23 protein-coding genes and 1 other annotated feature are annotated in these 24809 nt (G+C 53.9%); of the genes, 16 read left to right on the top strand and 7 right to left on the bottom strand.

The window, feature by feature from the left end:
• Positions 1 to 5: 5 nt before the first annotated feature.
• The 4 genes from deoC (at position 6) to deoD (ending at position 4228) form a co-directional block, all read left to right on the top strand.
• Entirely contained in the window at positions 6 to 785 is a 780-nt protein-coding gene (deoC, locus tag Q5705_13205; GenBank protein WLI75557.1) for a deoxyribose-phosphate aldolase, read from the top strand.
• A gap of 64 nt (positions 786 to 849) precedes the next feature.
• Positions 850 to 2172, top strand: a complete 1323-nt coding sequence (gene deoA / locus Q5705_13200; GenBank protein WLI75556.1) for a thymidine phosphorylase — start codon at positions 850 to 852, stop codon at positions 2170 to 2172.
• 51 nt (positions 2173 to 2223) lie between these two features.
• The gene (gene deoB, locus Q5705_13195; GenBank protein WLI75555.1) at positions 2224 to 3447 is read left to right on the top strand and encodes a phosphopentomutase; all 1224 of its coding nucleotides are present in this window, start codon (positions 2224 to 2226) and stop codon (positions 3445 to 3447) included.
• A gap of 61 nt (positions 3448 to 3508) precedes the next feature.
• Positions 3509 to 4228, top strand: coding sequence for a purine-nucleoside phosphorylase (gene deoD / locus Q5705_13190; GenBank protein WLI75554.1), 720 nt, complete (start codon positions 3509 to 3511; stop codon positions 4226 to 4228).
• 58 nt (positions 4229 to 4286) lie between these two features.
• Here deoD and lplA read toward each other — a convergent pair whose 3' ends face one another.
• Positions 4287 to 5303 (bottom strand): lipoate--protein ligase LplA, encoded by a 1017-nt coding sequence (gene lplA, locus Q5705_13185; GenBank protein WLI75553.1) that lies wholly within the window; start codon positions 5301 to 5303, stop codon positions 4287 to 4289.
• Positions 5304 to 5355: 52 nt separating this feature from the next.
• Entirely contained in the window at positions 5356 to 6000 is a 645-nt protein-coding gene (locus Q5705_13180; GenBank protein ID WLI75552.1) for a YtjB family periplasmic protein, read from the bottom strand.
• 118 nt (positions 6001 to 6118) lie between these two features.
• Between Q5705_13180 and serB the strand changes: the two genes are divergently transcribed.
• From serB to nadR, 3 genes are read left to right on the top strand one after another with little or no spacing between them, the layout of a single operon-like run.
• On the top strand, positions 6119 to 7090 hold the full coding sequence (serB, locus tag Q5705_13175) for a phosphoserine phosphatase (GenBank protein WLI75551.1): 972 nt from the start codon (positions 6119 to 6121) through the stop codon (positions 7088 to 7090).
• Positions 7091 to 7098: 8 nt separating this feature from the next.
• Positions 7099 to 8481: a DNA repair protein RadA gene (gene radA / locus Q5705_13170; protein WLI75550.1), complete on the top strand. Its 1383-nt coding sequence runs from the start codon at positions 7099 to 7101 to the stop codon at positions 8479 to 8481.
• A gap of 29 nt (positions 8482 to 8510) precedes the next feature.
• On the top strand, positions 8511 to 9737 hold the full coding sequence (gene nadR, locus Q5705_13165; GenBank protein ID WLI75549.1) for a multifunctional transcriptional regulator/nicotinamide-nucleotide adenylyltransferase/ribosylnicotinamide kinase NadR: 1227 nt from the start codon (positions 8511 to 8513) through the stop codon (positions 9735 to 9737).
• On the opposite strand, the gene Q5705_13160 is transcribed toward nadR, so the two are convergent.
• A complete protein-coding gene (locus tag Q5705_13160) occupies positions 9696 to 10280 on the bottom strand; it encodes a LuxR C-terminal-related transcriptional regulator (GenBank protein WLI75548.1) in 585 nt (194 codons plus the stop codon). The two genes, nadR and Q5705_13160, sit on opposite strands and share 42 nt — an antisense overlap.
• A 328-nt stretch (positions 10281 to 10608) precedes the next feature.
• Positions 10609 to 12276, bottom strand: a complete 1668-nt coding sequence (gene ettA / locus Q5705_13155; GenBank protein WLI75547.1) for an energy-dependent translational throttle protein EttA — start codon at positions 12274 to 12276, stop codon at positions 10609 to 10611.
• 213 nt (positions 12277 to 12489) lie between these two features.
• Between ettA and sltY the strand changes: the two genes are divergently transcribed.
• Both sltY and trpR read left to right on the top strand, forming a co-directional pair.
• Positions 12490 to 14430: a murein transglycosylase gene (gene sltY, locus Q5705_13150; protein ID WLI75546.1), complete on the top strand. Its 1941-nt coding sequence runs from the start codon at positions 12490 to 12492 to the stop codon at positions 14428 to 14430.
• Between the two features lie 75 nt (positions 14431 to 14505).
• Positions 14506 to 14835 (top strand): trp operon repressor, encoded by a 330-nt coding sequence (trpR, locus tag Q5705_13145; GenBank protein WLI75545.1) that lies wholly within the window; start codon positions 14506 to 14508, stop codon positions 14833 to 14835.
• Here the strand turns inward: trpR and yjjX are convergent.
• Positions 14826 to 15341, bottom strand: coding sequence for an inosine/xanthosine triphosphatase (gene yjjX / locus Q5705_13140; protein ID WLI79026.1), 516 nt, complete (start codon positions 15339 to 15341; stop codon positions 14826 to 14828). The two genes, trpR and yjjX, sit on opposite strands and share 10 nt — an antisense overlap.
• Before the next feature lie 98 nt (positions 15342 to 15439).
• Here yjjX and gpmB point away from each other — a divergent pair, with 98 nt between their 5' ends.
• Positions 15440 to 16087: a 2,3-diphosphoglycerate-dependent phosphoglycerate mutase GpmB gene (gene gpmB, locus Q5705_13135; protein ID WLI75544.1), complete on the top strand. Its 648-nt coding sequence runs from the start codon at positions 15440 to 15442 to the stop codon at positions 16085 to 16087.
• Here the strand turns inward: gpmB and robA are convergent.
• A complete protein-coding gene (gene robA / locus Q5705_13130; protein WLI75543.1) occupies positions 16084 to 16956 on the bottom strand; it encodes an MDR efflux pump AcrAB transcriptional activator RobA in 873 nt (290 codons plus the stop codon). The two genes, gpmB and robA, sit on opposite strands and share 4 nt — an antisense overlap.
• 218 nt (positions 16957 to 17174) lie before the next feature.
• Between robA and creA the strand changes: the two genes are divergently transcribed.
• Positions 17175 to 17648, top strand: a complete 474-nt coding sequence (gene creA, locus Q5705_13125; protein ID WLI75542.1) for a protein CreA — start codon at positions 17175 to 17177, stop codon at positions 17646 to 17648.
• A gap of 74 nt (positions 17649 to 17722) precedes the next feature.
• On the opposite strand, the gene arcA is transcribed toward creA, so the two are convergent.
• Entirely contained in the window at positions 17723 to 18439 is a 717-nt protein-coding gene (arcA, locus tag Q5705_13120) for a two-component system response regulator ArcA (GenBank protein ID WLI75541.1), read from the bottom strand.
• A gap of 94 nt (positions 18440 to 18533) precedes the next feature.
• Here arcA and yjjY point away from each other — a divergent pair, with 94 nt between their 5' ends.
• From yjjY to thrC, 5 genes are all read left to right on the top strand, one after another.
• A complete protein-coding gene (gene yjjY / locus Q5705_13115; GenBank protein WLI75540.1) occupies positions 18534 to 18674 on the top strand; it encodes a protein YjjY in 141 nt (46 codons plus the stop codon).
• A 398-nt stretch (positions 18675 to 19072) separates the two neighbouring features.
• Positions 19073 to 19759, top strand: a complete 687-nt coding sequence (locus Q5705_13110; GenBank protein ID WLI75539.1) for a tRNA/rRNA methyltransferase — start codon at positions 19073 to 19075, stop codon at positions 19757 to 19759.
• Positions 19760 to 19977: 218 nt separating this feature from the next.
• Positions 19978 to 20095, top strand: a sequence feature (Thr leader region).
• 24 nt (positions 20096 to 20119) lie between these two features.
• Positions 20120 to 22582: a bifunctional aspartate kinase/homoserine dehydrogenase I gene (thrA, locus tag Q5705_13105; protein ID WLI75538.1), complete on the top strand. Its 2463-nt coding sequence runs from the start codon at positions 20120 to 20122 to the stop codon at positions 22580 to 22582.
• A 1-nt stretch (position 22583) separates the two neighbouring features.
• Positions 22584 to 23513, top strand: coding sequence for a homoserine kinase (thrB, locus tag Q5705_13100; protein WLI75537.1), 930 nt, complete (start codon positions 22584 to 22586; stop codon positions 23511 to 23513).
• 3 nt (positions 23514 to 23516) lie between these two features.
• Positions 23517 to 24803, top strand: coding sequence for a threonine synthase (gene thrC, locus Q5705_13095; GenBank protein WLI75536.1), 1287 nt, complete (start codon positions 23517 to 23519; stop codon positions 24801 to 24803).
• Positions 24804 to 24809: the final 6 nt, after the last annotated feature.

The raw sequence follows: 24809 nt of genomic DNA, 5'->3' as shown, positions 1-24809 counted from the left end.
AGAATATGACTGATTTAACTGCCAGCAGCCTGCGCGCGCTGAAACTGATGGATCTGACCACCCTGAATGACGATGACACCAACGAAAAAGTCATCACCCTGTGCCATCAGGCGAAAACCCCGGTCGGCAACACCGCCGCCATTTGCATTTACCCGCGTTTTATCCCGATTGCGCGCAAGACGCTGAAAGCGCAGGGCACGCCGGAAATCCGTATTGCCACCGTCACCAACTTCCCGCATGGCAACGATGATATTGAGATCGCGCTGGCAGAAACTCGCGCAGCGATTGCCTACGGCGCGGATGAAGTGGACGTCGTGTTCCCGTACCGCGCGCTGATTGCCGGTAACGAGCAGGTCGGTTTTGATTTAGTGAAAGCGTGCAAAGAAGCGTGCGCGGCGGCCAACGTGCTGCTGAAAGTGATCATCGAAACCGGTGAGTTGAAAGAAGAAGCCTTGATTCGCAAAGCGTCTGAAATTTCCATTAAAGCCGGAGCGGATTTCATTAAAACCTCTACCGGTAAAGTGCCGGTGAATGCGACCCCGGAAAGCGCGCGCATTATGCTGGAAGTGATCCGCGATATGGGCGTTGAGAAAACCGTTGGTTTCAAACCGGCTGGTGGCGTGCGCACGGCGGAAGATGCGCAGCAGTACCTGGCCGTTGCCGATGAACTGTTTGGCGCGGACTGGGCCGATGCCCGTCACTACCGTTTTGGTGCGTCCAGCCTGCTGGCGAGCTTGCTGAAAGCGCTTGGTCATGGCGATGGTAAAAGCGCCAGCGGTTACTGATTTGTGATTACCGGGTGGCGCGAAGCGTGCCCGGCCTTTCGACTTTATTCCTCAGGGGGTTACCTTGTTTCTCGCTCAAGAAATTATTCGTAAAAAACGCGACGGTATCGCGCTGAGTGATGAAGAGATCCGCTTCTTTATCAATGGAATTCGCGACAACACCGTCTCTGAAGGGCAGATTGCCGCTCTTGCGATGACCATTTTCTTCCATGATATGACCATGCCCGAGCGCGTGTCGCTGACCATGGCGATGCGGGATTCCGGAACCGTTCTCGACTGGAAAAGCCTCAACCTTAACGGCCCGGTCGTCGATAAGCACTCCACCGGCGGCGTCGGTGATGTGACATCGCTGATGCTCGGCCCGATGGTGGCGGCCTGCGGCGGCTATATTCCGATGATTTCCGGGCGCGGCCTTGGTCACACGGGCGGTACGCTCGACAAACTGGAAGCGATCCCGGGTTTTGACATTTTCCCGGATGACAACCGTTTTCGCGAGATTATCAAAGACGTTGGCGTGGCGATTATCGGCCAGACCAACTCGCTGGCTCCGGCGGATAAACGTTTTTATGCCACCCGCGATATCACCGCGACGGTGGACTCCATTCCGCTGATCACTGCCTCGATCCTCGCCAAGAAACTGGCAGAAGGCATTGATGCGCTGGTGATGGACGTAAAAGTCGGTAGCGGCGCATTTATGCCAACCTACGCGCTCTCTGAACAACTGGCACAAGCGATTGTTGGCGTGGCGAATGGCGCAGGCGTGCGCACCACGGCGCTGCTGACTGACATGAACCAGGTGCTGGCCTCCAGTGCCGGCAACGCGGTAGAAGTGCGTGAAGCGGTGCAGTTCCTGACCGGTGAATACCGCAATCCACGCCTGTTTGACGTGACGATGGCGCTGTGCGTGGAGATGCTCATCTCCGGCAAGCTGGCTAAAGATGACGCCGACGCGCGAGCGAAGTTACAAGCGGTGCTGGATAACGGCAAAGCGGCCGAGATTTTTGGTCGCATGGTGGCGGCGCAAAAAGGCCCGCAGGATTTTGTCGAAAATTACGCGAAATACTTGCCGACCGCGACCCTGAGCAAAGCGGTGTATGCCGAGGACGAAGGGTTTATCAGCGCTATGGATACCCGCGCGCTGGGGATGGCGGTAGTGGCGCTGGGCGGCGGTCGTCGCCAGGCAACCGATCCCATTGATTACAGCGTCGGTTTAACCGAAATGGTGCGTCTGGGCGAACGGGTTGACGGCCAACGTCCGCTGGCGATCATTCACGCCAAAGACGAAGCCAGTTGGCAGGACGCCGCGCAGGCGGTGAAAGCCGCGTGTGCTGTGAGCGACAACGCACCAAAAGAGACGCCGACGGTCTATCGCCGCATTACTGAATAGCGGTATACTGATCTGATCGCTTTTTTTCAAAGCACAAGGTACGGAGAACATATGAAACGTGCATTTATTATGGTGCTGGACTCTTTCGGCATCGGCGCGGCTGAAGACGCGGAGCGCTTTGGCGACGCGGGTTCCGACACCCTCGGCCACATTGCTGAAGCCTGTGCAAAAGGTGAAGCAGATACCGGGCGTAAAGGCCCGCTGAATTTACCCAATCTCACCCGCCTGGGTCTGGCAAAAGCCCATGAAGGCGCAACCGGTTTTATTCCTGCCGGAATGGATGCAAATGCTGAAATCACCGGCGCTTATGCATGGGCGCATGAGCTCTCTTCCGGAAAAGATACGCCGTCTGGCCACTGGGAAATCGCCGGTGTGCCCGTGCTGTTCGACTGGGGCTACTTCAGCGATACAGAAAACAGCTTCCCGCAGGAACTGCTGGATAAGCTGGTTAAACGCGCAAACCTGCCGGGATATCTCGGCAACTGCCACTCTTCCGGCACGGTTATCCTCGATCAGCTTGGCGAAGAGCATATGAAAACCGGCAAGCCGATTTTCTACACCTCTGCGGATTCGGTGTTCCAGATTGCCTGCCACGAAGAGACGTTTGGCCTGGATAAGCTGTATGAACTGTGCGAAATCGCCCGTGAAGAGCTGACCGAAGGCGGCTACAACATTGGCCGCGTGATTGCGCGTCCGTTTGTTGGCGACAAAGCCGGTAACTTCCAGCGCACCGGTAACCGCCATGACCTGGCCGTTGAGCCGCCGTCTGCGACGGTGTTGCAAAAACTGGTTGAAGAGAAGGACGGTCACGTCGTTTCCGTTGGCAAAATCGCCGATATCTACGCTAACTGCGGTATCACCAAAAAAGTGAAAGCCACCGGCCTGGATGCGCTGTTTGATGCGACCGTGAAAGAGATGAAAGAGGCCGGTGATAAGACAATCGTCTTTACCAACTTCGTCGATTTTGACTCATCATGGGGCCATCGCCGCGATGTCGCCGGTTACGCGGGTGGGCTGGAGCTGTTCGACCGCCGCCTGCCGGAGCTAATGGAACTGGTAGGTGAAGACGATATTCTGATCCTTACCGCCGACCACGGCTGCGATCCGACCTGGAAAGGCACCGATCATACGCGTGAGCACATTCCGGTGCTGGTTTACGGCCCGAAAGTGAAACCGGGCTCGCTGGGCCACCGTGAAACCTTCGCGGATATTGGTCAGACAATCGCCAAATACTTCGGCGTGTCTGATATGGACTATGGCAAAGCCATGTTCTGATGATTTTGGGCGGGGCTTTTCCTGCCCTTTCTGTCCAAACGACATAAAGGAATTAACAACAATGGCTACCCCACATATTAATGCCGAAATGGGCGATTTCGCTGACGTAGTGCTGATGCCGGGCGATCCGCTGCGCGCTAAACACATTGCCGAAACCTTCCTTGAAGATTACCGCGAAGTGAACAATGTGCGCGGCATGTTGGGCTACACCGGTACTTACAAAGGCCGCAAAATTTCTGTGATGGGCCACGGCATGGGCATTCCGTCCTGCTCCATCTATACCAAAGAGCTGATCACCGATTTCGGCGTGAAAAAAATCATTCGCGTGGGCTCCTGCGGCGCCGTGCGCATGGATGTGAAACTGCGTGACATCGTTATCGGTATGGGCGCGTGCACGGATTCCAAAGTGAACCGCATGCGTTTCAAAGATCATGATTTCGCGGCTATCGCGGATTTCGACATGGTGCGTAATGCCGTTGACGCAGCGAAAACCCTCGGCGTAGACGCGCGCGTGGGCAACCTCTTTTCTGCGGATCTGTTCTACTCTCCGGACGGCGAAATGTTCGACGTGATGGAGAAGTACGGCATTCTGGGCGTGGAAATGGAAGCGGCCGGTATTTACGGCGTCGCGGCGGAATTCGGCGCGAAAGCGTTGACCATTTGTACCGTTTCCGACCATATCCGTACTCATGAGCAGACCTCGTCTGCTGAACGTCAGACGACGTTTAACGACATGATTAAAATCGCGCTGGAATCTGTCCTGTTGGGCGATAACGCGTAATTGGTTGTTGTGCCGGGTGGCGGCTTCGCCTTACCCGGCCTGCACAACAACGCATCAATCAACGCACCGCGCCAGCAATCCATGCAGAAAGCTCGCGCAGTTCCTGTTCCTGCTCCGGGAAATCCACCAATAAAGCATCACACTCCTGCGACAGCATATCTGCCCGGTACAGGCAGCCCTGCAAACGAGCCGCCAGCGCTTCCAGCGGGGCCGGGTTCAGGCTGTCGGTAAACACCTGCGTGCGGGTGATATGGCCTTTCTCCACGTCGAAATGCAGCTCCACGCCGCCCCAGGTAAAGCGTTCATCCAGCAAATGGCTGAAGGCGGGAGCCTGGCCGAAGTTCCATTCCCAACTGCTTTGTCGGGCGAAGGTTTCGGCGAAATTCGGCAAGTCCGGTGTTTTGTCCGGCGAGATAATTTCTGCCTCAACGCGTTCGCCGTAGTGAGCAAAAAAGGCTTCCGTCACTGCCTTGCAGACCTGCTCATGGGTGATCCCCGGCAGCAGATCGACCAGATTTGCCACCCGACCACGCACGGAGGTGATGCCTTTGGCCTGTAATTTCTTTTTGTCCGGATTGAGATAGTTCGCCAGGCGGCTGAGATCGGCATTGAGCAGTAAAGTGCCGTGGTGAAAGCCGCGATCTTTGGTTTCGCGGTACGCCGAGCCCGAGACTTTGCGGAAGCCCTCGGGCGTTTTTACCACCAAATCGTTACGCCCGGAGGCTTCGGCGGTCACGCCAAGGGAATTCAGCGCATTGAGAACAATAGAGGTGGAGATGGTTTTGTCGTACTCCGGTTTGCCCGCCATAAAGGTAAAACAGGTATTACCGAGATCGTGGAACACCGCGCCGCCGCCGCTACTGCGCCTTGCCAGCCGCACGTTATCTTCTTCCATGCGCCGGGTATTGCACTCTTTCCATGGGTTCTGCGCCCGGCCAATCACCACCGTATCGGCGTTGCGCCACAAAAACAGGACACGTTGCGTGGCGGGCATCTGGCGGAAAATACACTCCTCTACCGCCAGGTTGAACCACGGATCGTAAGAGTCGGAGATAAGAAGGCGAAGCGTCGACATAACAGATTTCCTTTTCTATAGCATTCAGTTAGCGAACCTGGAGCCGCAGCGGCTACTCTTTCTTTTCCTGTTCTTCTTCTTCCGGTACCGGTTTATTGGCGGTCAGCAGGAAGGGCGACTGCTGCCAGCGGGTGCGTTTACCCTGCAATAACGTGCGCGTCAGCACCACGCCAATCGCCAGCGATAACAGCAGCATCAAGCGCAGAATATTGGTGGTGTTATCCACCTGTTTAGCTTCTGTCGCCAGCGTGTGGGTATCGAGCGTCAAACGCAAATAACCCAGCGGGCCATTTTTCCCCTGGATCGGTTCGACAATTTGCTGGTTAAAGTAGCCGCCCGCTTTTTTGCCATCCAGCGCCAGCCGGTCGCGTACGTCAATGCTTTCGCCGGAGCGAGCCACTAAATCGCCTTGTGCATCGTAAACGCCCGCATCCAGAATCCGGCTCTCTTCGGTAAGCTGGCGCAGCACGACACTGATGCGTTTTTCATCCGGCGTTTCGGTGCGCATCAGCGGTGTAAGGTTAAGCGTCACCTGGCGCGCCAGCGTTCTGGCCAGCTCTTCAAACTGTGGGTTTCGCTGGCGTTGATGGTTCTGGCTGAACCAGGATGCGCCCTGCATAAGCGCGACCAGCAGTGCCAGGCAGATAAGGACTATCACGGCGCGGTGCAGCCGAAATTTAAGTTTTGCGCGAGTCATATTCCACCTGTTGAAAATTTGAGGCTTAATGTTGCCAGAAGCGCCGGTTACAAGGTAGCCTCTTGCGTGATTTTCCCCTCCAATGCTTTCTGGCGCGAACGTTTTTACAGGAGCTTTAATGCCTAACAGTCTGACCTGGTGCGATCTGCCCGGTGATGTTTCTCAGTGGCCGGGGTTGCCGCTCTCTTTAAGTGGTGACGAGGTCATGCCGCTGGATTATCACGCTGGTCGTAGCGGCTGGCTTCTGTATGGTCGCAGCCTGGATAAGCAGTGTCTGACAACCTACCAGCGCAAACTGGGTGCCGCGATGGTCATCGTTTCGGCCTGGTGCGTGGATGATTATCAGGTGATTCGCCTGGCCGGTTCGTTAACGCCACGCGCCACGCGTCTGGCACACGACGAAGGGTTGGATGTTGCGCCGCTGGGAAAAATCCCGCATCTTCGCTCGCCGGGTCTGCTGGTTATGGATATGGACTCCACCGCTATTCAGATTGAGTGCATTGATGAAATCGCCAAACTGGCGGGTACTGGCGATATGGTCGCCGAAGTAACCGAGCGCGCCATGCGCGGCGAGCTCGATTTTACCGCCAGCCTGCGCAGCCGCGTTGCCACACTGAAAGGTGCGGATGCCAATATCCTGCTGCATGTGCGTGAAAAACTGCCGCTGATGCCGGGCCTTGTGCAACTGGTGCTAAAACTGCAAACCCTTGGCTGGAAAGTGGCTATCGCCTCTGGTGGTTTTACGTTCTTTGCCGATTATCTGCGTGACAAGCTGCATTTGACGGCGGCGGTCGCCAACGAATTAGAAATCATGGACGGGAAATTCACCGGCCTGGTGCTGGGCGATATCGTTGATGCGCAGTACAAAGCCAACACGCTCAACCAACTGGCTGAAAAATATGAGATTGCTGCGGAGCAAACCGTGGCAATTGGCGATGGTGCGAACGACTTACCGATGATCAAAGCCGCCGGGCTGGGCATTGCCTACCACGCGAAACCGACGGTAAATGAAAAAGCGGAAGTGACGATTCGCCACGCCGACCTGATGGGCGTATTTTGTATCCTTTCCGGTAGCTTGAATAAGAAATAGAGGTAATTGTGGCGAAAGCTCCTAAACGTGCGTTTGTCTGTAATGAGTGCGGCGCTGATTATCCGCGCTGGCAGGGGCAATGCAGCGCCTGTCATGCCTGGAACACCATTACCGAAGTGCGCGTTGCCGCTTCGCCAACTGTGGCGCGTAATGAACGCCTGGCCGGTTATGCAGGCAGTGCGGGCGTGTCGAAAGTGCAAAAGCTTGCCGATATTAGCCTTGAGGCGCTGCCGCGCTTCTCCACCGGTTTTAAAGAGTTTGACCGCGTGCTAGGCGGTGGCGTTGTGCCTGGCAGCGCGATTCTCATCGGCGGCAATCCTGGCGCAGGGAAATCCACGCTGCTGTTGCAAACCCTGTGCAAACTCGCTGAACAGATGAAAACCCTGTATGTCACCGGCGAAGAGTCGTTGCAGCAGGTAGCAATGCGCGCGCATCGCTTAGGCTTGCCGACTGGCAATTTGAATATGCTGTCGGAAACCAGCATCGAGCAAATCTGCATGATTGCAGAGGAAGAGCAGCCGAAGCTGATGGTTATCGACTCCATTCAGGTGATGCATATGGCCGATATCCAGTCGTCGCCCGGTAGCGTTGCGCAGGTGCGCGAAACGGCTGCTTATCTCACGCGGTTCGCCAAAACCCGCGGCGTGGCGATTGTCATGGTTGGCCATGTCACCAAAGATGGATCGCTTGCGGGGCCAAAAGTGCTGGAGCACTGTATTGACTGTTCTGTATTGCTCGACGGCGATGCCGACTCCCGTTTTCGTACTCTGCGTAGCCACAAAAACCGTTTCGGCGCGGTCAATGAACTGGGCGTGTTTGCCATGACCGAACAAGGCCTGCGTGAAGTCAGCAACCCGTCGGCAATTTTCCTTAGCCGCGGGGATGAAGTCACCTCCGGCAGTTCGGTGATGGTGGTCTGGGAAGGAACGCGTCCGCTGCTGGTGGAGATTCAGGCGCTGGTTGATCACTCAATGATGGCGAACCCGCGCCGCGTGGCGGTGGGGCTTGAGCAAAACCGTCTGGCGATTTTACTGGCGGTACTGCATCGCCACGGCGGCTTGCAAATGGCCGACCAGGACGTATTCGTCAATGTGGTTGGCGGTGTGAAAGTGACCGAAACCAGTGCCGACCTCGCGCTGCTGCTGGCAATGGTCTCCAGCCTGCGTGACCGCCCGCTACCGCAGGATTTAGTTGTTTTCGGCGAAGTGGGGCTGGCCGGTGAAATCCGTCCGGTGCCGAGTGGTCAGGAGCGTATTTCTGAAGCTGCGAAGCACGGTTTTCGTCGCGCCATCGTGCCGGCGGCAAATGTGCCGAAGAAAGTGCCGGAAGGCATGCAAATCTTTGGCGTGAAAAAGCTTACCGATGCGCTAAACGTCTTTGACGACTTATAATTGGCTAATGTTTTTTGCAGGAGGCATGCATGTCGTCATTTGACTACTTAAAAACCGCCATTCGTCAGAAGGGCTGTACGTTGCAGCAGGTCGCGGATGCCAGCGGCATGACCAAAGGCTATCTGAGCCAGCTGTTGAATGCCAAAATTAAAAGCCCCAGCGCGCAAAAGCTGGAGGCGCTGCACCGCTTCCTCGACCTTGAGTTTCCCCGTCGTGAGAAAAATATTGGCGTGGTGTTTGGCAAGTTTTACCCGTTGCATACCGGTCATATCTATCTGATCCAGCGGGCCTGTAGCCAGGTTGACGAGCTGCATATCATTCTTGGCTATGATGAAACGCGCGACCGCGAGCTGTTTGAAGACAGCGCCATGTCGCAGCAGCCAACGGTCAGCGATCGTCTGCGCTGGCTGTTGCAGACGTTTAAATACCAGAAAAACATTCGTATTCATGCCTTTAACGAAGAGGGCATGGAGCCCTACCCGCACGGCTGGGATGTGTGGAGTGAAGGCATCAAAGCGTTTATGACCGAAAAGGGCATTACGCCCAACTGGATTTACACCTCGGAAGAGGCCGATGCGCCGCAATATTTGCAGCATCTCGGCATTGAAGCGGTGCTGGTGGATCCGAAGCGGACGTTTATGAATATTAGCGGGTCGCAAATTCGCGCGAACCCGTTTCGCTACTGGGAATATATTCCCACCGAAGTGAAACCCTTTTTCGTGCGCACGGTGGCAGTCCTCGGCGGTGAATCCAGTGGTAAATCCACCCTGGTGAATAAGCTCGCCAATATATTTAATACCACCAGCGCATGGGAATATGGTCGGGATTACGTTTTTTCTCATCTCGGTGGCGATGAGATGGCGCTGCAATATTCCGACTACGATAAGATTGCTCTCGGTCATGCGCAATATATTGACTTCGCGGTGAAATACGCCAATAAAATTGCCTTTATTGATACGGATTTTGTTACCACCCAGGCATTTTGTAAGAAATACGAAGGGCGGGAACATCCGTTTGTGCAGGCATTGATTGATGAGTATCGCTTCGACCTGGTGATTTTGCTGGAAAACAATACCCCGTGGATCAATGACGGTTTACGCAGCCTGGGCAGTTCGGTCGATCGCAAAGAATTCCAGGATTTACTGGTGTCGATGCTGCAAGAAAATAATATTGAGTATGTTCACGTTGAAGAAGCGGATTACGATTCGCGCTTTTTACACTGTGTTGAGCTGGTGAAACAGTTGATAGGGCCATAGACCTGGCTCTCTGGCTGGATATGCGCCAGCGCTGTCCGGCCAGCAACCGGTGAATTCGAGCTGATGGGGAAAACTTTTCCAGCGCAGGTGAACCTGAGCGAGTGTCGCAATAGACTGCAAATTGATTTTGCGTAGCATATTATATTTGTGCGTGCTTAAGGTTTTACTGTCCAGTTCGCCGCGGCTAAAAATATCTTTCTGGCTACCGGTGTTAATGGCATAAGTGAGCAGCGCTCGCTCTTTTCGTGTCAACGGCAATGCATATTCGCCAGACTTACGATGTCGCCATGATTTATATTTCAACCTGAGCCGCAACTCTTTTAATGTCATCTCTTTTTTTATTTTGAAAAACGAGTGCAATAAAAAACGCTCGAACGGCGCGTCGCTGGTAATTATCTCTTTCAGGATTGATAACGTCGTAATAATAATAAAATTGTTATCGAAATCTAAAATGACATCATTGTCATCCAGTTCAATATCTTGCTGCTCAATTAGCGCCTCTAATCCGCACTTCAGGAATCGATCCTCCGTGATGATATACATGATCTCTGTCCATTCATTGCTCTGCTCGCGTGGGAGATGAATGGTAACGGTTGGGCGTAGCGTTATTCAATATCAGGCTTATTTTGCAAAGGCTAAAAAAATCATGCTTTGTTTTTGGTTGTAGTAGATTTTTATGTCAAAAATTTGTCTTTGTGAGGATGTTTGTTTTTATATTATTTCCACGACGAATATGACGGTGTCTGTTTATCCACTGGAGATAACATACAAACTAAAACGCTTTTTTAGCGGGGGTAAGGAGCGGAATTCACTGAGTGTTTGCGGAGAGGGGAGGGTAAAGCGAATGGGTTGCCCCATCCGCTTTGATGTTTTACTTGGTGATACGTTTGTACTTCATACGCTTCGGCTCCAGCGCATCTGCGCCCAGCGTGCGTTTTTTGTACTCTTCGTATTCGGTAAAGTTACCTTCGAAGAACTCCACTTTGCCTTCGTCCTGGTAGTCCAGAATGTGGGTGGCAATACGGTCAAGGAACCAGCGGTCATGCGAGATGACCATTGCGCAGCCCGGGAATTCCAGCAGGGCGTTTTCCAGCGCGCGCAGGGTTTCGATATCCAGGTCGTTGGTTGGTTCATCGAGCAGTAACATATTGCCGCCAACCTGCAACAGCTTCGCCAGATGCAGTCGACCGCGCTCACCACCTGAGAGTTCGCCCACGCGTTTGCCCTGATCGGTCCCTTTAAAGTTAAAGCGGCCAACGTAGGCGCGGCTTGGCATTTCTGTGTTGCCGATACGCATGATATCCAGCCCGCCGGAAACTTCTTCCCACACGGTTTTGCTGTTGTCCATTGCGTCGCGGAACTGATCAACGGAGGCCAGTTTCACTGTTTCACCCAGCGTGATGGTACCAGCATCTGGCTGTTCCTGACCGGACATCATGCGGAACAGCGTTGATTTACCCGCGCCGTTCGGGCCGATGATGCCGACAATCGCCCCTTTCGGTACGGAGAAAGAGAGGTTCTCGATCAGCTGGCGATCGCCGTAAGACTTACTGATGCTGCTGACTTCCACCACTTTGTCGCCCAGGCGCGGTCCCGGTGGAATAAACAGTTCGTTGGTTTCGTTACGTTTCTGGTATTCGGTGCTGTTGAGTTCTTCAAAGCGCGCCAGACGGGCTTTGCCCTTGGATTGACGGCCTTTAGCGCCCTGGCGTACCCATTCGAGTTCTTTCTCGATGGATTTACGGCGGGCCGCTTCCTGAGACGCTTCCTGCGCCAGGCGTTGATCTTTCTGCTCCAGCCAGGAAGAGTAGTTGCCTTCCCACGGAATGCCTTCGCCGCGGTCGAGTTCGAGGATCCAGCCCGCAACATTATCGAGGAAGTAACGGTCATGGGTAATTGCCACAACGGTTCCTTCGAAGTCGTGCAGGAAGCGTTCCAGCCAGGCGACCGATTCGGCGTCCAGGTGGTTGGTCGGTTCGTCGAGCAGCAGCATGTCCGGCTTTTCCAGCAGCAGACGGCACAGCGCGACACGGCGGCGTTCGCCCCCGGAGAGAGTGGCGATTTTCGCATCCCAGTCCGGCAGGCGCAGCGCATCGGCTGCACGCTCAAGCTGCACGTTCAGGTTATGGCCGTCGTGCGCCTGGATAATCTCTTCCAGCTTGCCCTGTTCAGCGGCGAGTTTGTCGAAATCCGCGTCGGGATCGGCATACAGCGCGTAGACTTCATCCAGACGTTTCAGCGCGTTTACCACTTCAGAAAGGGCTTCTTCAACGGATTCACGAACCGTCTGCTCAGGGTTGAGCTGCGGTTCCTGCGGCAGGTAACCGATCTTGATACCCGGTTGCGCGCGCGCTTCCCCTTCGATGTCGGTATCAATACCGGCCATGATGCGCAGCAGAGTTGACTTACCGGCACCGTTAAGGCCGAGCACGCCGATTTTTGCGCCAGGGAAGAAGCTGAGGGAGATATTTTTCAGAATATGACGTTTCGGCGGGACAACTTTGCCGACACGGTGCATGGTATATACGAATTGAGCCACGTTGGACTTCGCCTCTTGGTTTGAGCATTGTATTTAACAGCGGAGTGTAGCCGTTTTCGCGGGCTAATCCCAGCCAGCCACGCTCACAGTGTTAAATCACGCCAGAATGGTAAAAAAGTGTGCACAACGTGGCGCGTTACGGGATGCCCGGTTAGCATTAACGCAGTATGCGGCATGATGCTGTAATAACGTGACAAATAAGAGGAAAGAGCTGTGCAGAGAGCTAAACATGCCGCCTGGCGGTTTGCAGCGGCCTGCGTTTGTTTGCTGTCCCTCAGCAATGCGGCGCGAGCAGATTCACTGGATGAACAACGTACCCGCTATGCGCAAATCAAAAATGCGTGGGATAACAAACAGATGGATGTTGTGCAGCAACTGCTGCCTACGTTGCAAAACTATCCGCTTTACCCGTACCTGCAATATCGTCAGATCAATGACGATTTGATGAATCAACCCGCGATAACCGTCACCCAATTTGTGCAGCAATACCCGACGTTGCCCGCTGCGCGTACGCTGAAAACCCGCTTTGTAAACGAGCTGGCGCGGCGTCAGGACTGGCGCGGCCTGCTGGCGTTCAGCCCGGACAAACCCACCACTACGGAAGCGCAGTGCAATTATTACTTCGCGAAATGGAACACCGGACAGGCTGATGAAGCCTGGGCCGGGGCAAAAGAGCTCTGGCTGAGTGGTAAAAGCCAGCCGAATGCCTGCGATCAACTGTTTGGCGCATGGCGCGCTTCGGGCCAGCAAGATCCACTGGCGTATCTCGAACGCATCCGTCTGGCGATGAAAGCGGGCAACACCCGCCTGGTGACACTGCTGGCCGGGCAAATGCCAGCGGATTACCAGACCATCTCCTCGGCAATCATCACGCTCGCCAACAATCCGATGAGCGTGATGACCTTTGCCACGACAACCGGCGCAACGGATTTTACGCGCCAGATGGCGGCAGAAGCCTTTGAAAGTGTGGCGCGTCAGGATGTGGAAAATGCCCGGCTGATGATCCCGTCACTGGCGCAAGCGCAGAAGCTCAATGAAGATCAAACCCAGCAACTGCGCGATACCGTTGCGTGGCGCTTGATGGGCAACGACGTGACCAGTGAACAGGCGCGCTGGCGCGACGATGCCATCATGCGTACGCAATCTGTTTCGCTGCTCGAGCGGCGTGTGCGTATGGCCATCGGTACGGGCGATCGCCGTGGTCTGAATACCTGGCTTTCCCGTTTGCCGATGGAGGCGAAAGATAAAGATGAATGGCGCTACTGGCAGGCTGATTTGCTGCTGGAGCGTGGTCGTGAAAACGAAGCGAAAGAGATTCTGCATGCGTTAATGCAGCAGCGAGGCTTCTACCCGATGGCTGCTGCGCAACGTCTGGGGGAAGATTATCAATTGCAGATTGATAAAGCCTCCGGCACCGTCGATCCGGCGCTGGTGCAGGGAGCCGAAATGGCCCGCGTGCGCGAGTTGATGTACTGGAAAATGGATAACACCGCGCGTAGCGAATGGGCAAATCTGGTGACCAGCCGCAGCCAACAGCAGCAGGCGCAACTGGCGCGTTATGCCTTTGAGCAGCAGTGGTGGGATTTAAGTGTGCAGGCGACTATCACCGGGAAGCTGTGGGATCAACTGGAAGAGCGTTTCCCTCCAGCGTATCGGGATCTTTATGCGCGTTATACCAATGGGAAAGACATTTCGCAGAGTTATGCGATGGCTATCTCCCGCCAGGAGAGCGCATGGAACCCGACGGCGCGATCGCCGGTTGGTGCGAGCGGCCTGATGCAAATTATGCCGGCGACCGCCACGCATACGGTGAAGATGTTCGGCATTCCGGGCTATAGCAACGCCAGCCAGCTTTTTGACCCGGAAACGAATATCACTATCGGCACCAGCTACCTGCAATATGTTTATCAGCAGTTTGGTAATAACCGTATTTTCTCATCGGCGGCCTATAACGCCGGGCCGGGAAGGGTGCGAACCTGGCTGAATAACAGCGCCGGTAAGCTCGATGCGGTGGCGTTTATCGAGAGCATTCCCTTCTCGGAAACGCGCGGCTATGTGAAAAACGTGCTGGCGTATGATGCCTACTATCGTTATTTCCTGAACGGTGAAAAACCGACCGTGCTTAATAATGCTGAATGGCAGCGCCGTTACTGATTAATGTGGTTTATGCTATGCTGCGTACTCGTGAATGAGTACGCAGCTCAGAAACCCACAAAACGGCGGCAAACTATGACTCAGCAATCCCCTTATTCAGCAGCGATGGCCGAACAGCGCCAACAGGAGTGGCAACGCTTTGTTGAGCTGGTCAGGCAATCTTACGAAAAAGATCTGCATATACCGTTGCTTAACCTGATGCTTACGCCGGATGAGCGTGAAGCGCTGGGGACACGAGTGCGGATTATTGAAGAGCTTCTGCGCGGTGAAATGAGCCAGCGTGAGCTGAAAAATGAGCTCGGTGCTGGCATCGCCACCATCACGCGGGGATCAAACAGCCTGAAAGCCGCGCCTGCGGATTTGCGCTTGTGGCTGGAGCAAACGCTACTGAACGATCAGCGGTAAATGGCGTTGTGGAAAGGGCTTAGCGCCAGGATGACGGCCTGGTGGTAAACACTTTCGCGCGTCAGCTTCCCGGCGGTGAAGACGCCAATCGCGCCCTCTTTGCGGCCGATCTCGTCAATGCCGGTATAGCGTGACATCACCGGGCCGAGCGCTTCTCCGGCGCGAACTTTTTGCAAAATCACTTCCGGTAGCGGCAGCGTTGCTGAACGGGCTTCGCCTTTTAGCTGATTGCTCTCAATCACTACCCAACTGAAGGTGCTGCCTTCGTCGATCCCCGCTTCGATAGCGACCCAAAAATCGGCATTGGGCCTTTCTTTGCGGGCATTATTAACACGATTTCGTGCGCCAGCCCGCGTTTCCTCACTGCCAAACGGCTGTTCCGGTACGCCACTCTCGACGGCAACGGCGTCAATATGGCAGGATCCTTCACCGAAGATCTGGTTAAAAGCGTGCAGAATCGCCCGAATTTTGGCGGGATTTGTGGTAGCTGAGACAACATGGTGCATAATCAATAACGGCATGTCCGGCATGAGACGCGTTGTCGATCCCGGACAGAGACCTTCCTCAGATAATAAATTCATCGCAGTATAATGGATAAAAAAGCATGTTACAGGTATACCTTGTTCGCCACGGTGAAACGCAGTGGAACGCCGAGCGTCGTATTCAAGGCCAGTCAGACAGTCCGTTAACCGACAAAGGAGAGAGGCAGGCCAGGCAGGTCGCTGACCGCGCGAAAGCACTGGGCATCACCCATATCATCGCCAGTGATTTGGGGCGTACCCGGCGGACAGCGGAGATCATCGCTGACGTATGTGGCTGCGATATTATGCTTGAGCCGCGCCTGCGCGAGCTGGACATGGGCGTGCTGGAGCGCCGCCATATTGATTCCCTGACTGAAGAAGAAGAGGGCTGGCGTCGCCAGTTGGTGAATGGTACTGACAACGGCCGCATTCCCGATGGCGAATCGATGCAGGAGTTAAGCGACCGGATGCATGCGGCGCTGGCAAGCTGCCTGCAATTGCCAGAAGGTAGCCGCCCGATGCTGGTCAGCCACGGCATGGCGCTGGGCTGCCTGGTGAGCACTATTCTTGGTCTTCCCGCTTATGCAGAGCGCCGCCTGCGCCTGCGTAACTGTTCCATTTCCCGCATTGATTATCAGCACAGCCCATGGCTGGCTTCTGGCTGGGTAGTGGAAACCGCAGGAGACGTTTCACATCTTGACGCTCCCGCGCTGGATGAGTTGCAGCGTTAGCGGCGGATAGGAATCAGATACTCGCAGCGGATATGCAATGGCGGTTCGCGATCGTTTACAGCGTTACGCTGCGGGTAGAAGTGCTCGATGTCCTGGCCTTTACGACGCGTCAGTTCAAGCATGGGCATGCAGGTGCCGTAAACGGTCAGGATAAATTCTTGCAGCCCATCCGGCGACCCGTCGTAGGAGAATGCAACATAATCTCCGCCTTCAAGCATTACTGGCTGTGAGTTGCTTAAATAGCCATTCGCCAGCTCTGGTGTCAGCGCAGTGGTGTAAAACACTTCCTGTTCATCATCTTTTTCCAGGCTCGGACGCGGCTCGTGCAAGCCGTACATCTCAGCCGGAATGGTCGGCGCATTGCTTAAAAATTCACGCCAGAACTGAATGCGCATCTGATTGCGGAAATCAGAAATTTCTTCCAAAGAGCAGGTATAACTTTGCGTCGTGCCGATAAGCCGCATCGGCGGCAGCGAGACAAATTCATGCTTCGGTAGCCTAAACTCACCCAGCCGCAGCGGCGGGCGAATACCGAAGGAGCTCCAGTCCGGCGAACGGCGATAAAGTGCCGGTGTGACAGCGAACTGTTTTTTGAACGCGCGGGTGAAGGTTTGTTGCGAATCGAAGCGATACTGTAGAGCAATATCCAGAATGGGACGGGCGGTAAGACGCAGCGCAACGGCGGATTTTGACAAGCGACGGGCACGGATATAAGCGCCGATGGCGTGGCCTGTTACGTCCTTAAACATCCGTTGCAGATGCCACTTGGAATAGCCCGCTTTCGCCGCCACATTATCTAACGACAGCGGCTGATCAAGATGGCTTTCCAGCCAGGCAAGTAAGTCGCGAATGATCCCAGCCTGATCCATACAATATCCTCTTCCTTAAAACGGCAGCGATGAACGCCTGATACCAGGAGAGGGATAATAGCGGTTTTTTAGGGCTTTAGCATGCAGTGTTTTTTTTGTGCATAAGTGTGCATTGTGCCTGATTTTCATCATGAATTTTGTAAATCGGTGATCTGCAAACAGTTTCTCATTTAAAAAGTGAATAGTTGCATAACGTAATATTCAAAAATGGTAACAATATGAAATATACAAAGTTAATCCTTTCTGCGCTGGTTTTCGCCACGCTGGGTTCTGCGCAGGCGGAACAGATAGGCTCGGTCGATACCGTATTTAAAATTTTCGGACCGGATCACAAAATCGTTGTTGAGGCTTTTGATGACCCCGATGTGAAGAATGTTACCTGTTATATCAGCCGTGCAAAAACCGGTGGTATCAAAGGCGGGCTGGGCTTAGCAGAGGATACGTCTGACGCAGCAATTTCCTGCCAGCAGGTGGGGCCGGTAGAACTGAGCGATAAGATCAAGAACGGGAAAGCGCAGGGGGATGTTGTGTTTCAGAAACGCACGTCGCTGGTGTTCAAGAAACTGCAAGTCGTGCGATTTTATGACGCGAAACGTAACACGCTGGCCTATTTAGCCTATTCCGACAAAGTGGTTGAGGGTTCGCCGAAAAACGCCCTGAGCGCGGTGCCGATTATCCCCTGGGGTAAGTAATTTATTTCTTCTGAAATCGGGAGAGATGGGCAATAAAAAAGCGGCGCTGAGCGCCGCTTTTCGTCTGGATTCGCTTATTCCTGGAGATCGCCGCAGAAGCGATAACCTTCACCGTGAATGGTGGCGATAATTTCTGGCGTATCCGGTGTGGATTCAAAATGCTTACGAATACGACGGATGGTGACGTCCACAGTACGGTCATGCGGCTTCAGTTCGCGCCCGGTCATTTTTTTCAGCAACTCTGCACGAGACTGAATTTTGCCTGGGTTTTCGCAGAAATGCAGCATTGCGCGGAATTCACTGCGCGGCAGTTTATATTGCTCGCCGTTCGGACTAATCAACGAACGACTATTGATGTCCAGTTCCCAGCCGTTGAATTTGTAGCTATCAACGCTGCGGCGTTCTTCGCTGACGGTACCCAGATTCATGGTACGGGACAGCAAGTTACGCGCGCGAATAGTCAGCTCGCGCGGGTTAAACGGTTTGGTAATATAGTCGTCAGCGCCAATTTCGAGGCCCAGAATCTTATCAACTTCATTATCACGGCCAGTCAGGAACATTAGCGCGACATTCGCCTGTTCGCGTAATTCCCGCGCCAGTAATAAACCGTTTTTACCCGGCAGGTTGATATCCATGATCACCAGGTTGACATCATTTTCAGAAAGGATCTGATGCATTTCAGCGCCATCAGTCGCTTCAAAGACATCGTAGCCTTCTGCTTCGAAAATGCTTTTTAACGTGTTGCGTGTTACCAACTCGTCTTCAACAATAAGAATGTGCGGGGTCTGCATGTTTGCTACCTAAATTGCCAACTAAATCGAAACAGGAAGTACAAAAGTCCCTGACCAGCCTGGTGCATGTCGAAAATTAACATGACGGCATAACATGACTAAAGTACGTAATTGCGTTCTTGATGCACGTTCCATCAACGTCAACAACATCATTAGCTTGGTCGTGGGCACTTTCCCTCTGAACCCGACAGTGTCAAAAACGGCTGTCATCCTAACCATTTTAACAGCAACATAACAGGCTAAGACGTAAATGACACCCAATAAAACTACGCTTCGTTGACATATATCAAGTTCAATTGTAGCACGTTAACAGTTTGGCGAAATCCTGATAGCCAACTGCTAGCTTTTCTTACAATTTTTCAATAAACCAATTAGTTGCGCGCCCTAATTGATAAAAAGGATGAATCCAATACATAAAGAAAATTCTGTATTAAAATGCCATGAATAAACAGAGGGATAAGCGCCTTTTGTTAACATCTTAGCAGGTAATATCACTGATAAACAGTTTAGCTTTTTTTAAGCGTATTCGAGGGTAAAATCAGTGATTCATGTTACATAATTGTAAATTCGCACCGCGTAGTATGTTGATGTCAGTCACATTTTCTGCGGAGCAGTGAAATAGAGAAGATTAAGATGCAACTGGCAGTTGTCCTTGTTTCCCCCGCAAGAGCGGAAAATGTCGGCGCGGCCGCACGAGCCATGAAAACGATGGGTTTTCATGATTTACGCATTGTCGATAGCGACGCGCATTTGCAAGAAGGCGCACGGCGTGTGGCGCACGGCTCTGGCGATATTCTTGATAATGCCAAAACTTTTTTAACCCTTGCCGATGCGCTGGCCGATATCCCTTTTACTATTGCGACCACCGCACGCAGCCGGGCGAAATTCCACTACTACGCAACCCCCGCGCAATTGGTGCCGCTGCTGCAAGAGAAAAGTGCGTGGCTGAGTGGCGCGGCGCTGGTGTTTGGCCGCGAAGACTCCGGCCTGACCAATGAAGAACTGGCGCTGGCCGATATTTTAACCGGCGTGCCGATGGCAGCGGATTATCCTTCGCTCAATTTGGGTCAGGCGGTAATGGTTTTCTGCTATCAATTAGCCTCTTTAATGCAAAATGCACCTAAAGACGTCACGCAGGTCGATGATAACCAACTGCGCGCACTGCGTTTGCGGGCAGGTGAATTACTGAAAAAATTAGGCGTGGCGGATGATGTCAAAATGGCCGACTGGTTAGATCAGCGTCTGGGCTTGCTGGAGCAACGCGACACGGCAATGTTGCATCGTTTGCTACATGATATTGAAAAAAAACTCGTCGAGTAAATCTCTGCGATAAGATTAATTGATAGTCAAACGTGCTGTGATTGGTAATGTTAATGATCCGGATCAGGTTGTATGTCACGCCTCTTTTAGCTCAGATGAGAATTAAACAAAAAGAGCAGAAATGAAAAATAAATTGACTTAGCCAGGCAGATACTTTAACCAATATAGGCATACAGCACAGACAGATAATAATACAGAGCACACAACATCCATGACACGCATCAGCATCATTACCACGATTACAACCACCACCATTACCACAAGTAATGGTGCGGGCTGACGCGTACAGGAAATACAGAAAAAAGCCCGCACCTGAACAGTGCGGGCTTTTTTTTCGAGCAAAAATCAAGGAGTAAAACCATGCGAGTGTTGAAGTTCGGCGGTACATCAGTGGCAAATGCGCAGCGTTTTTTGCGCGTTGCCGACATTCTGGAAAGCAATGCCAGGCAGGGGCAGGTAGCGACCGTACTTTCTGCCCCAGCGAAAATTACCAACCATCTGGTCGCGATGATTGAAAAAACCATCGGCGGCCAGGATGCCATTCCCAATATCAGCGATGCCGAGCGTATTTTCTCCGAGCTTCTGCAAGGCCTGGCTGATGCCCAGCCTGGTTTTCCTCTCGCCCAATTAAAAACCGTTGTTGAGCTTGAATTCGCACAAATCAAACACGTTCTGCACGGTATCAGCCTGCTGGGACAATGCCCGGACAGCATCAACGCCGCGCTTATCTGCCGTGGTGAAAAGTTATCTATTGCCATCATGGCGGGGCTGCTGGAAGCGCGCGGACATAAAGTGACGGTTATCGATCCGGTCGAAAAACTGCTTGCCATCGGCCACTATCTGGAATCGACGGTCGATATCGCCGAATCCACCCGCCGCATCGAAGCCAGCCGTATTCCGCAGGATCATATGGTATTGATGGCCGGTTTCACCGCCGGTAATGAAAAAGGTGAATTGGTCGTGCTCGGGCGCAATGGTTCCGACTATTCCGCTGCCGTCCTTGCCGCCTGTTTACGCGCCGACTGTTGTGAGATTTGGACAGATGTCGACGGCGTTTATACCTGTGACCCGCGCCAGGTACCGGACGCCAGGCTGCTGAAATCGATGTCGTATCAGGAAGCCATGGAGCTCTCCTACTTCGGCGCTAAAGTTCTTCATCCTCGCACCATTACCCCCATCGCTCAGTTCCAAATTCCTTGTCTCATCAAAAACACCGGAAACCCGCAAGCACCTGGCACGCTAATTAGCGCGACGTCGGATGAAGACGGCCTGCCGGTAAAAGGCATTTCCAATCTGAATAATATGGCGATGTTCAGTGTCTCAGGCCCGGGGATGAAAGGCATGATCGGCATGGCGGCCCGCGTTTTCGCCGCCATGTCACGCAATGGAATTTCCGTGGTGTTAATCACCCAATCCTCTTCTGAATACAGCATTAGTTTCTGTGTGCCGCAGTCCGACTGTGCCCGTGCCCAGCGCGCCATGAGCGAGGAGTTCTATCTCGAATTAAAAGAGGGGGTGCTGGAGCCGCTGGCGGTGATGGAGCGTCTGGCAATCATCTCTGTTGTCGGCGACGGCATGCGCACGCTGCGCGGTATCTCGGCGAAGTTTTTTGCCGCGCTGGCCCGCGCCAATATCAATATCGTGGCGATCGCCCAGGGTTCCTCCGAACGTTCCATTTCTGTCGTGGTCAGCAATGACGATGCCACCACCGGTGTGCGCGTGACGCACCAGATGTTGTTTAACACAGACCAGGTGATCGAAGTTTTCGTCATTGGTGTTGGCGGCGTGGGCGGCGCATTGCTGGAGCAGTTGAAGCGCCAGCAAGCGTGGCTGAAGAACAAGCATATCGATTTGCGCGTTTGCGGAGTGGCGAATTCCAGAGCGCTGCTGACGAACGTGCATGGCCTGAACCTGGATAACTGGCAGACGGAATTAGCAGAGGCAAAAGAACCGTTCAATTTAGGGCGTCTGATTCGTCTGGTGAAAGAGTATCACTTGCTAAACCCGGTGATCGTCGATTGCACCTCCAGCCAGGTGGTGGCCGATCAGTACGCCGATTTCCTGCGCGAAGGTTTCCACGTCGTTACGCCGAACAAAAAAGCCAACACCTCGTCGATGGATTACTACCATCAACTGCGTCGCGCTGCGGAGAAATCCCGCCGTAAATTCCTCTATGACACCAACGTCGGCGCTGGTCTGCCGGTTATCGAGAACCTGCAAAACTTGCTTAACGCAGGCGATGAGTTACAACGTTTCTCCGGTATTCTTTCCGGCTCCTTATCGTTTATTTTCGGTAAGCTGGATGAGGGCATGAGCCTGTCGGAAGCAACGAAAGTTGCGCGTGAGATGGGGTACACAGAGCCGGATCCACGCGACGATCTCTCCGGCATGGACGTTGCCCGTAAACTGCTGATTCTGGCACGTGAAACCGGTCGTGAACTGGAGCTCTCAGATATCGTTATTGAACCGGTACTGCCCGCAAGTTTTGATGATTCCGGTGATGTTGATAGTTTCATGGCGCGTCTGCCTACGCTCGACGATGAGTTTGCCTCCCGCGTGGCGCAGGCTCGTGATGACGGCAAAGTGTTGCGTTACGTCGGCAATATTGAAGATGACGGTACCTGTCGCGTGAAGATCGCCGCAGTAGACGGCAATGATCCATTGTTCAAAGTAAAAAATGGTGAGAACGCGCTGGCGTTTTACAGCCATTATTACCAGCCATTGCCGCTGGTGTTGCGCGGTTACGGTGCGGGTAACGACGTAACCGCAGCGGGCGTGTTTGCTGACCTGCTGCGTACCCTGTCCTGGAAGTTAGGAGTCTGAGATGGTGAAAGTGTATGCTCCGGCTTCAAGCGCCAATATGAGCGTAGGGTTTGATGTCCTCGGCGCGGCGGTAACGCCAGTCGATGGCACATTGCTCGGCGATAATGTCTCGGTGGAAGCCGCAGAGAGCTTCAGCCTGAAAAACGTTGGTCGGTTCGCCAGCAAATTGCCAACAGAGCCGCGGGAAAATATTGTTTATCAATGCTGGGAATTGTTCTGCCAGGAGATTGGCAAACAGGTGCCGGTGGCGATGACGCTGGAAAAAAACATGCCGATTGGCTCCGGCCTTGGCTCCAGTGCCTGTTCGGTGGTGGCTGCGCTGGTGGCGATGAATGAGTTCTGCGGCAAGCCGCTTGGCGATACGCGGTTGCTGGCGCTGATGGGCGAGCTGGAAGGGCGTATTTCCGGCAGCGTGCATTACGATAACGTCGCGCCGTGCTTCCTTGGCGGCATGCAATTGATGATCGGGGAAAGCGGCATTATCAGCCAGCAGGTGCCAGGCTTTGATGAGTGGCTGTGGGTGCTTGCCTACCCGGGCATCAAAGTCTCAACGGCGGAAGCGCGCGCGATTTTACCCGCGCAATATCGCCGCCAGGACTGCATTGCGCACGGGCGTCATCTGGCAGGTTTTATTCATGCCTGTTATACCCGCCAGCCCGCGCTGGCGGCGAAATTAATGAAAGATGTGATTGCCGAACCGTATCGCATGAAATTGCTGCCGGGCTTCGGTGAAGCGCGTCAGGCGGTGGCCGATATTGGCGCGCTGGCCTGCGGGATTTCCGGTTCCGGGCCAACGCTGTTTGCCCTGTGCGACAAGCTGGATACCGCGCAGCGGGTCGCTGACTGGCTCGGCAAACACTATCTGCAAAATCAGGAAGGCTTCGTTCATATTTGCCGGCTGGACACGGCGGGCGCACGCGTAGTGGGATAACCAATGAAACTCTACAACTTAAAAGATCACAATGAGCAGGTCAGCTTTGCGCAGGCCGTAACACAAGGGCTTGGCAAAAATCAGGGGCTGTTCTTCCCGCACGATCTGCCGGAATTTAACCTCACCGAAATCGACGCGATGCTGAATCAGGATTTCGTCGCCCGCAGTGCGAAGATCCTCGCGGCTTTTATTGGCGATGAGATCCCGCAAGAAGCGCTGGAAGCCCGTGTACGTGCGGCTTTTGCCTTCCCGGCCCCGGTTCAGTCGGTTGAAAGTGATATCGGCTGCCTGGAGCTGTTCCACGGGCCGACACTGGCGTTTAAAGACTTCGGCGGGCGCTTTATGGCGCAGATGCTGAGCGCCATCAGCGGCGACAAACCGGTGACTATCCTGACGGCAACATCTGGCGATACCGGTGCGGCGGTGGCCCATGCGTTTTACGGCATGAAAAACGTCCGTGTGGTGATCCTCTACCCGCAGGGCAAAATCAGCCCCTTGCAGGAAAAACTATTCTGCACGCTGGGCGGCAATATCGAAACCGTGGCCATCGACGCAGATTTTGACGCCTGCCAGGCGCTGGTAAAACAGGCCTTTGATGATGAAGAACTGAAAGCCGCGCTCGGTCTGAACTCGGCCAACTCCATTAATATTAGCCGGCTGCTGGCGCAAGTGTGCTACTACTTCGAAGCCGTCGCTCAACTGCCGCAGGAAGCGCGCAACCAACTGGTGGTTTCGGTGCCAAGCGGTAACTTCGGTGACTTGACCGCCGGCCTGCTGGCGAAGTCGCTCGGCCTGCCGGTAAAACGCTTTATCGCCGCGACGAACGCTAACGACACCGTGCCGCGTTTTCTGAAAGAGGGCGAGTGGAAACCAAAAGCCACTCAGGCCACGCTGTCGAATGCGATGGATGTCAGCCAGCCGAATAACTGGCCGCGCGTCGAAGAAATCTTCCGTCGTAAAATCTGGCGTCTGAACGAGCTGGGTTATGCCGCAGTGGACGACGAAACCACGAAAGCGACGATCCGCGAGCTAAAAGGCAAAGGGTATGTTTCCGAACCGCATGCGGCTATTGCTTACCGTGCGCTGCGCGATCAACTGCATCCGGGCGAATATGGTCTGTTCCTCGGCACGGCGCACCCGGCGAAGTTTAAAGAGAGCGTGGAAGAGATTTTGGGCGAAACGCTGCCACTGCCAAAAGAGCTGGCGGATCGCGCAGATCTGCCGTTGCTCTCCCGCTCGTTGCCTGCGGATTTTGCGGCTTTACGCCAGTTGATGATGAACAAAGCATAATGTCCA

The organism is Kosakonia sp. H02, assembly GCA_030704225.1.
Lineage (GTDB): Bacteria > Pseudomonadota > Gammaproteobacteria > Enterobacterales > Enterobacteriaceae > Kosakonia.
This window is presented reverse-complemented; position numbering and strand designations above follow the sequence as displayed.

Bases quoted from the DNA above. Each gene is read 5' to 3' on its own strand.
- deoC (WLI75557.1), top strand. From the start codon at position 6: ATGACTGATTTAACTGCCAGCAGCCTGCGCGCGCTGAAACTGATGGAT.
- deoB (WLI75555.1), top strand. From the start codon at position 2,224: ATGAAACGTGCATTTATTATGGTGCTGGACTCTTTCGGCATCGGCGCG.
- deoD (WLI75554.1), top strand. From the start codon at position 3,509: ATGGCTACCCCACATATTAATGCCGAAATGGGCGATTTCGCTGACGTA.
- lplA (WLI75553.1), bottom strand. From the start codon at position 5,303: ATGTCGACGCTTCGCCTTCTTATCTCCGACTCTTACGATCCGTGGTTC.
- Q5705_13180 (WLI75552.1), bottom strand. From the start codon at position 6,000: ATGACTCGCGCAAAACTTAAATTTCGGCTGCACCGCGCCGTGATAGTC.
- serB (WLI75551.1), top strand. From the start codon at position 6,119: ATGCCTAACAGTCTGACCTGGTGCGATCTGCCCGGTGATGTTTCTCAG.
- nadR (WLI75549.1), top strand. From the start codon at position 8,511: ATGTCGTCATTTGACTACTTAAAAACCGCCATTCGTCAGAAGGGCTGT.
- Q5705_13160 (WLI75548.1), bottom strand. From the start codon at position 10,280: ATGTATATCATCACGGAGGATCGATTCCTGAAGTGCGGATTAGAGGCG.
- trpR (WLI75545.1), top strand. From the start codon at position 14,506: ATGACTCAGCAATCCCCTTATTCAGCAGCGATGGCCGAACAGCGCCAA.
- yjjX (WLI79026.1), bottom strand. From the start codon at position 15,341: ATGCACCATGTTGTCTCAGCTACCACAAATCCCGCCAAAATTCGGGCG.
- gpmB (WLI75544.1), top strand. From the start codon at position 15,440: ATGTTACAGGTATACCTTGTTCGCCACGGTGAAACGCAGTGGAACGCC.
- robA (WLI75543.1), bottom strand. From the start codon at position 16,956: ATGGATCAGGCTGGGATCATTCGCGACTTACTTGCCTGGCTGGAAAGC.
- creA (WLI75542.1), top strand. From the start codon at position 17,175: ATGAAATATACAAAGTTAATCCTTTCTGCGCTGGTTTTCGCCACGCTG.
- arcA (WLI75541.1), bottom strand. From the start codon at position 18,439: ATGCAGACCCCGCACATTCTTATTGTTGAAGACGAGTTGGTAACACGC.
- yjjY (WLI75540.1), top strand. From the start codon at position 18,534: ATGACTAAAGTACGTAATTGCGTTCTTGATGCACGTTCCATCAACGTC.
- Q5705_13110 (WLI75539.1), top strand. From the start codon at position 19,073: ATGCAACTGGCAGTTGTCCTTGTTTCCCCCGCAAGAGCGGAAAATGTC.
- thrA (WLI75538.1), top strand. From the start codon at position 20,120: ATGCGAGTGTTGAAGTTCGGCGGTACATCAGTGGCAAATGCGCAGCGT.
- thrB (WLI75537.1), top strand. From the start codon at position 22,584: ATGGTGAAAGTGTATGCTCCGGCTTCAAGCGCCAATATGAGCGTAGGG.
- thrC (WLI75536.1), top strand. From the start codon at position 23,517: ATGAAACTCTACAACTTAAAAGATCACAATGAGCAGGTCAGCTTTGCG.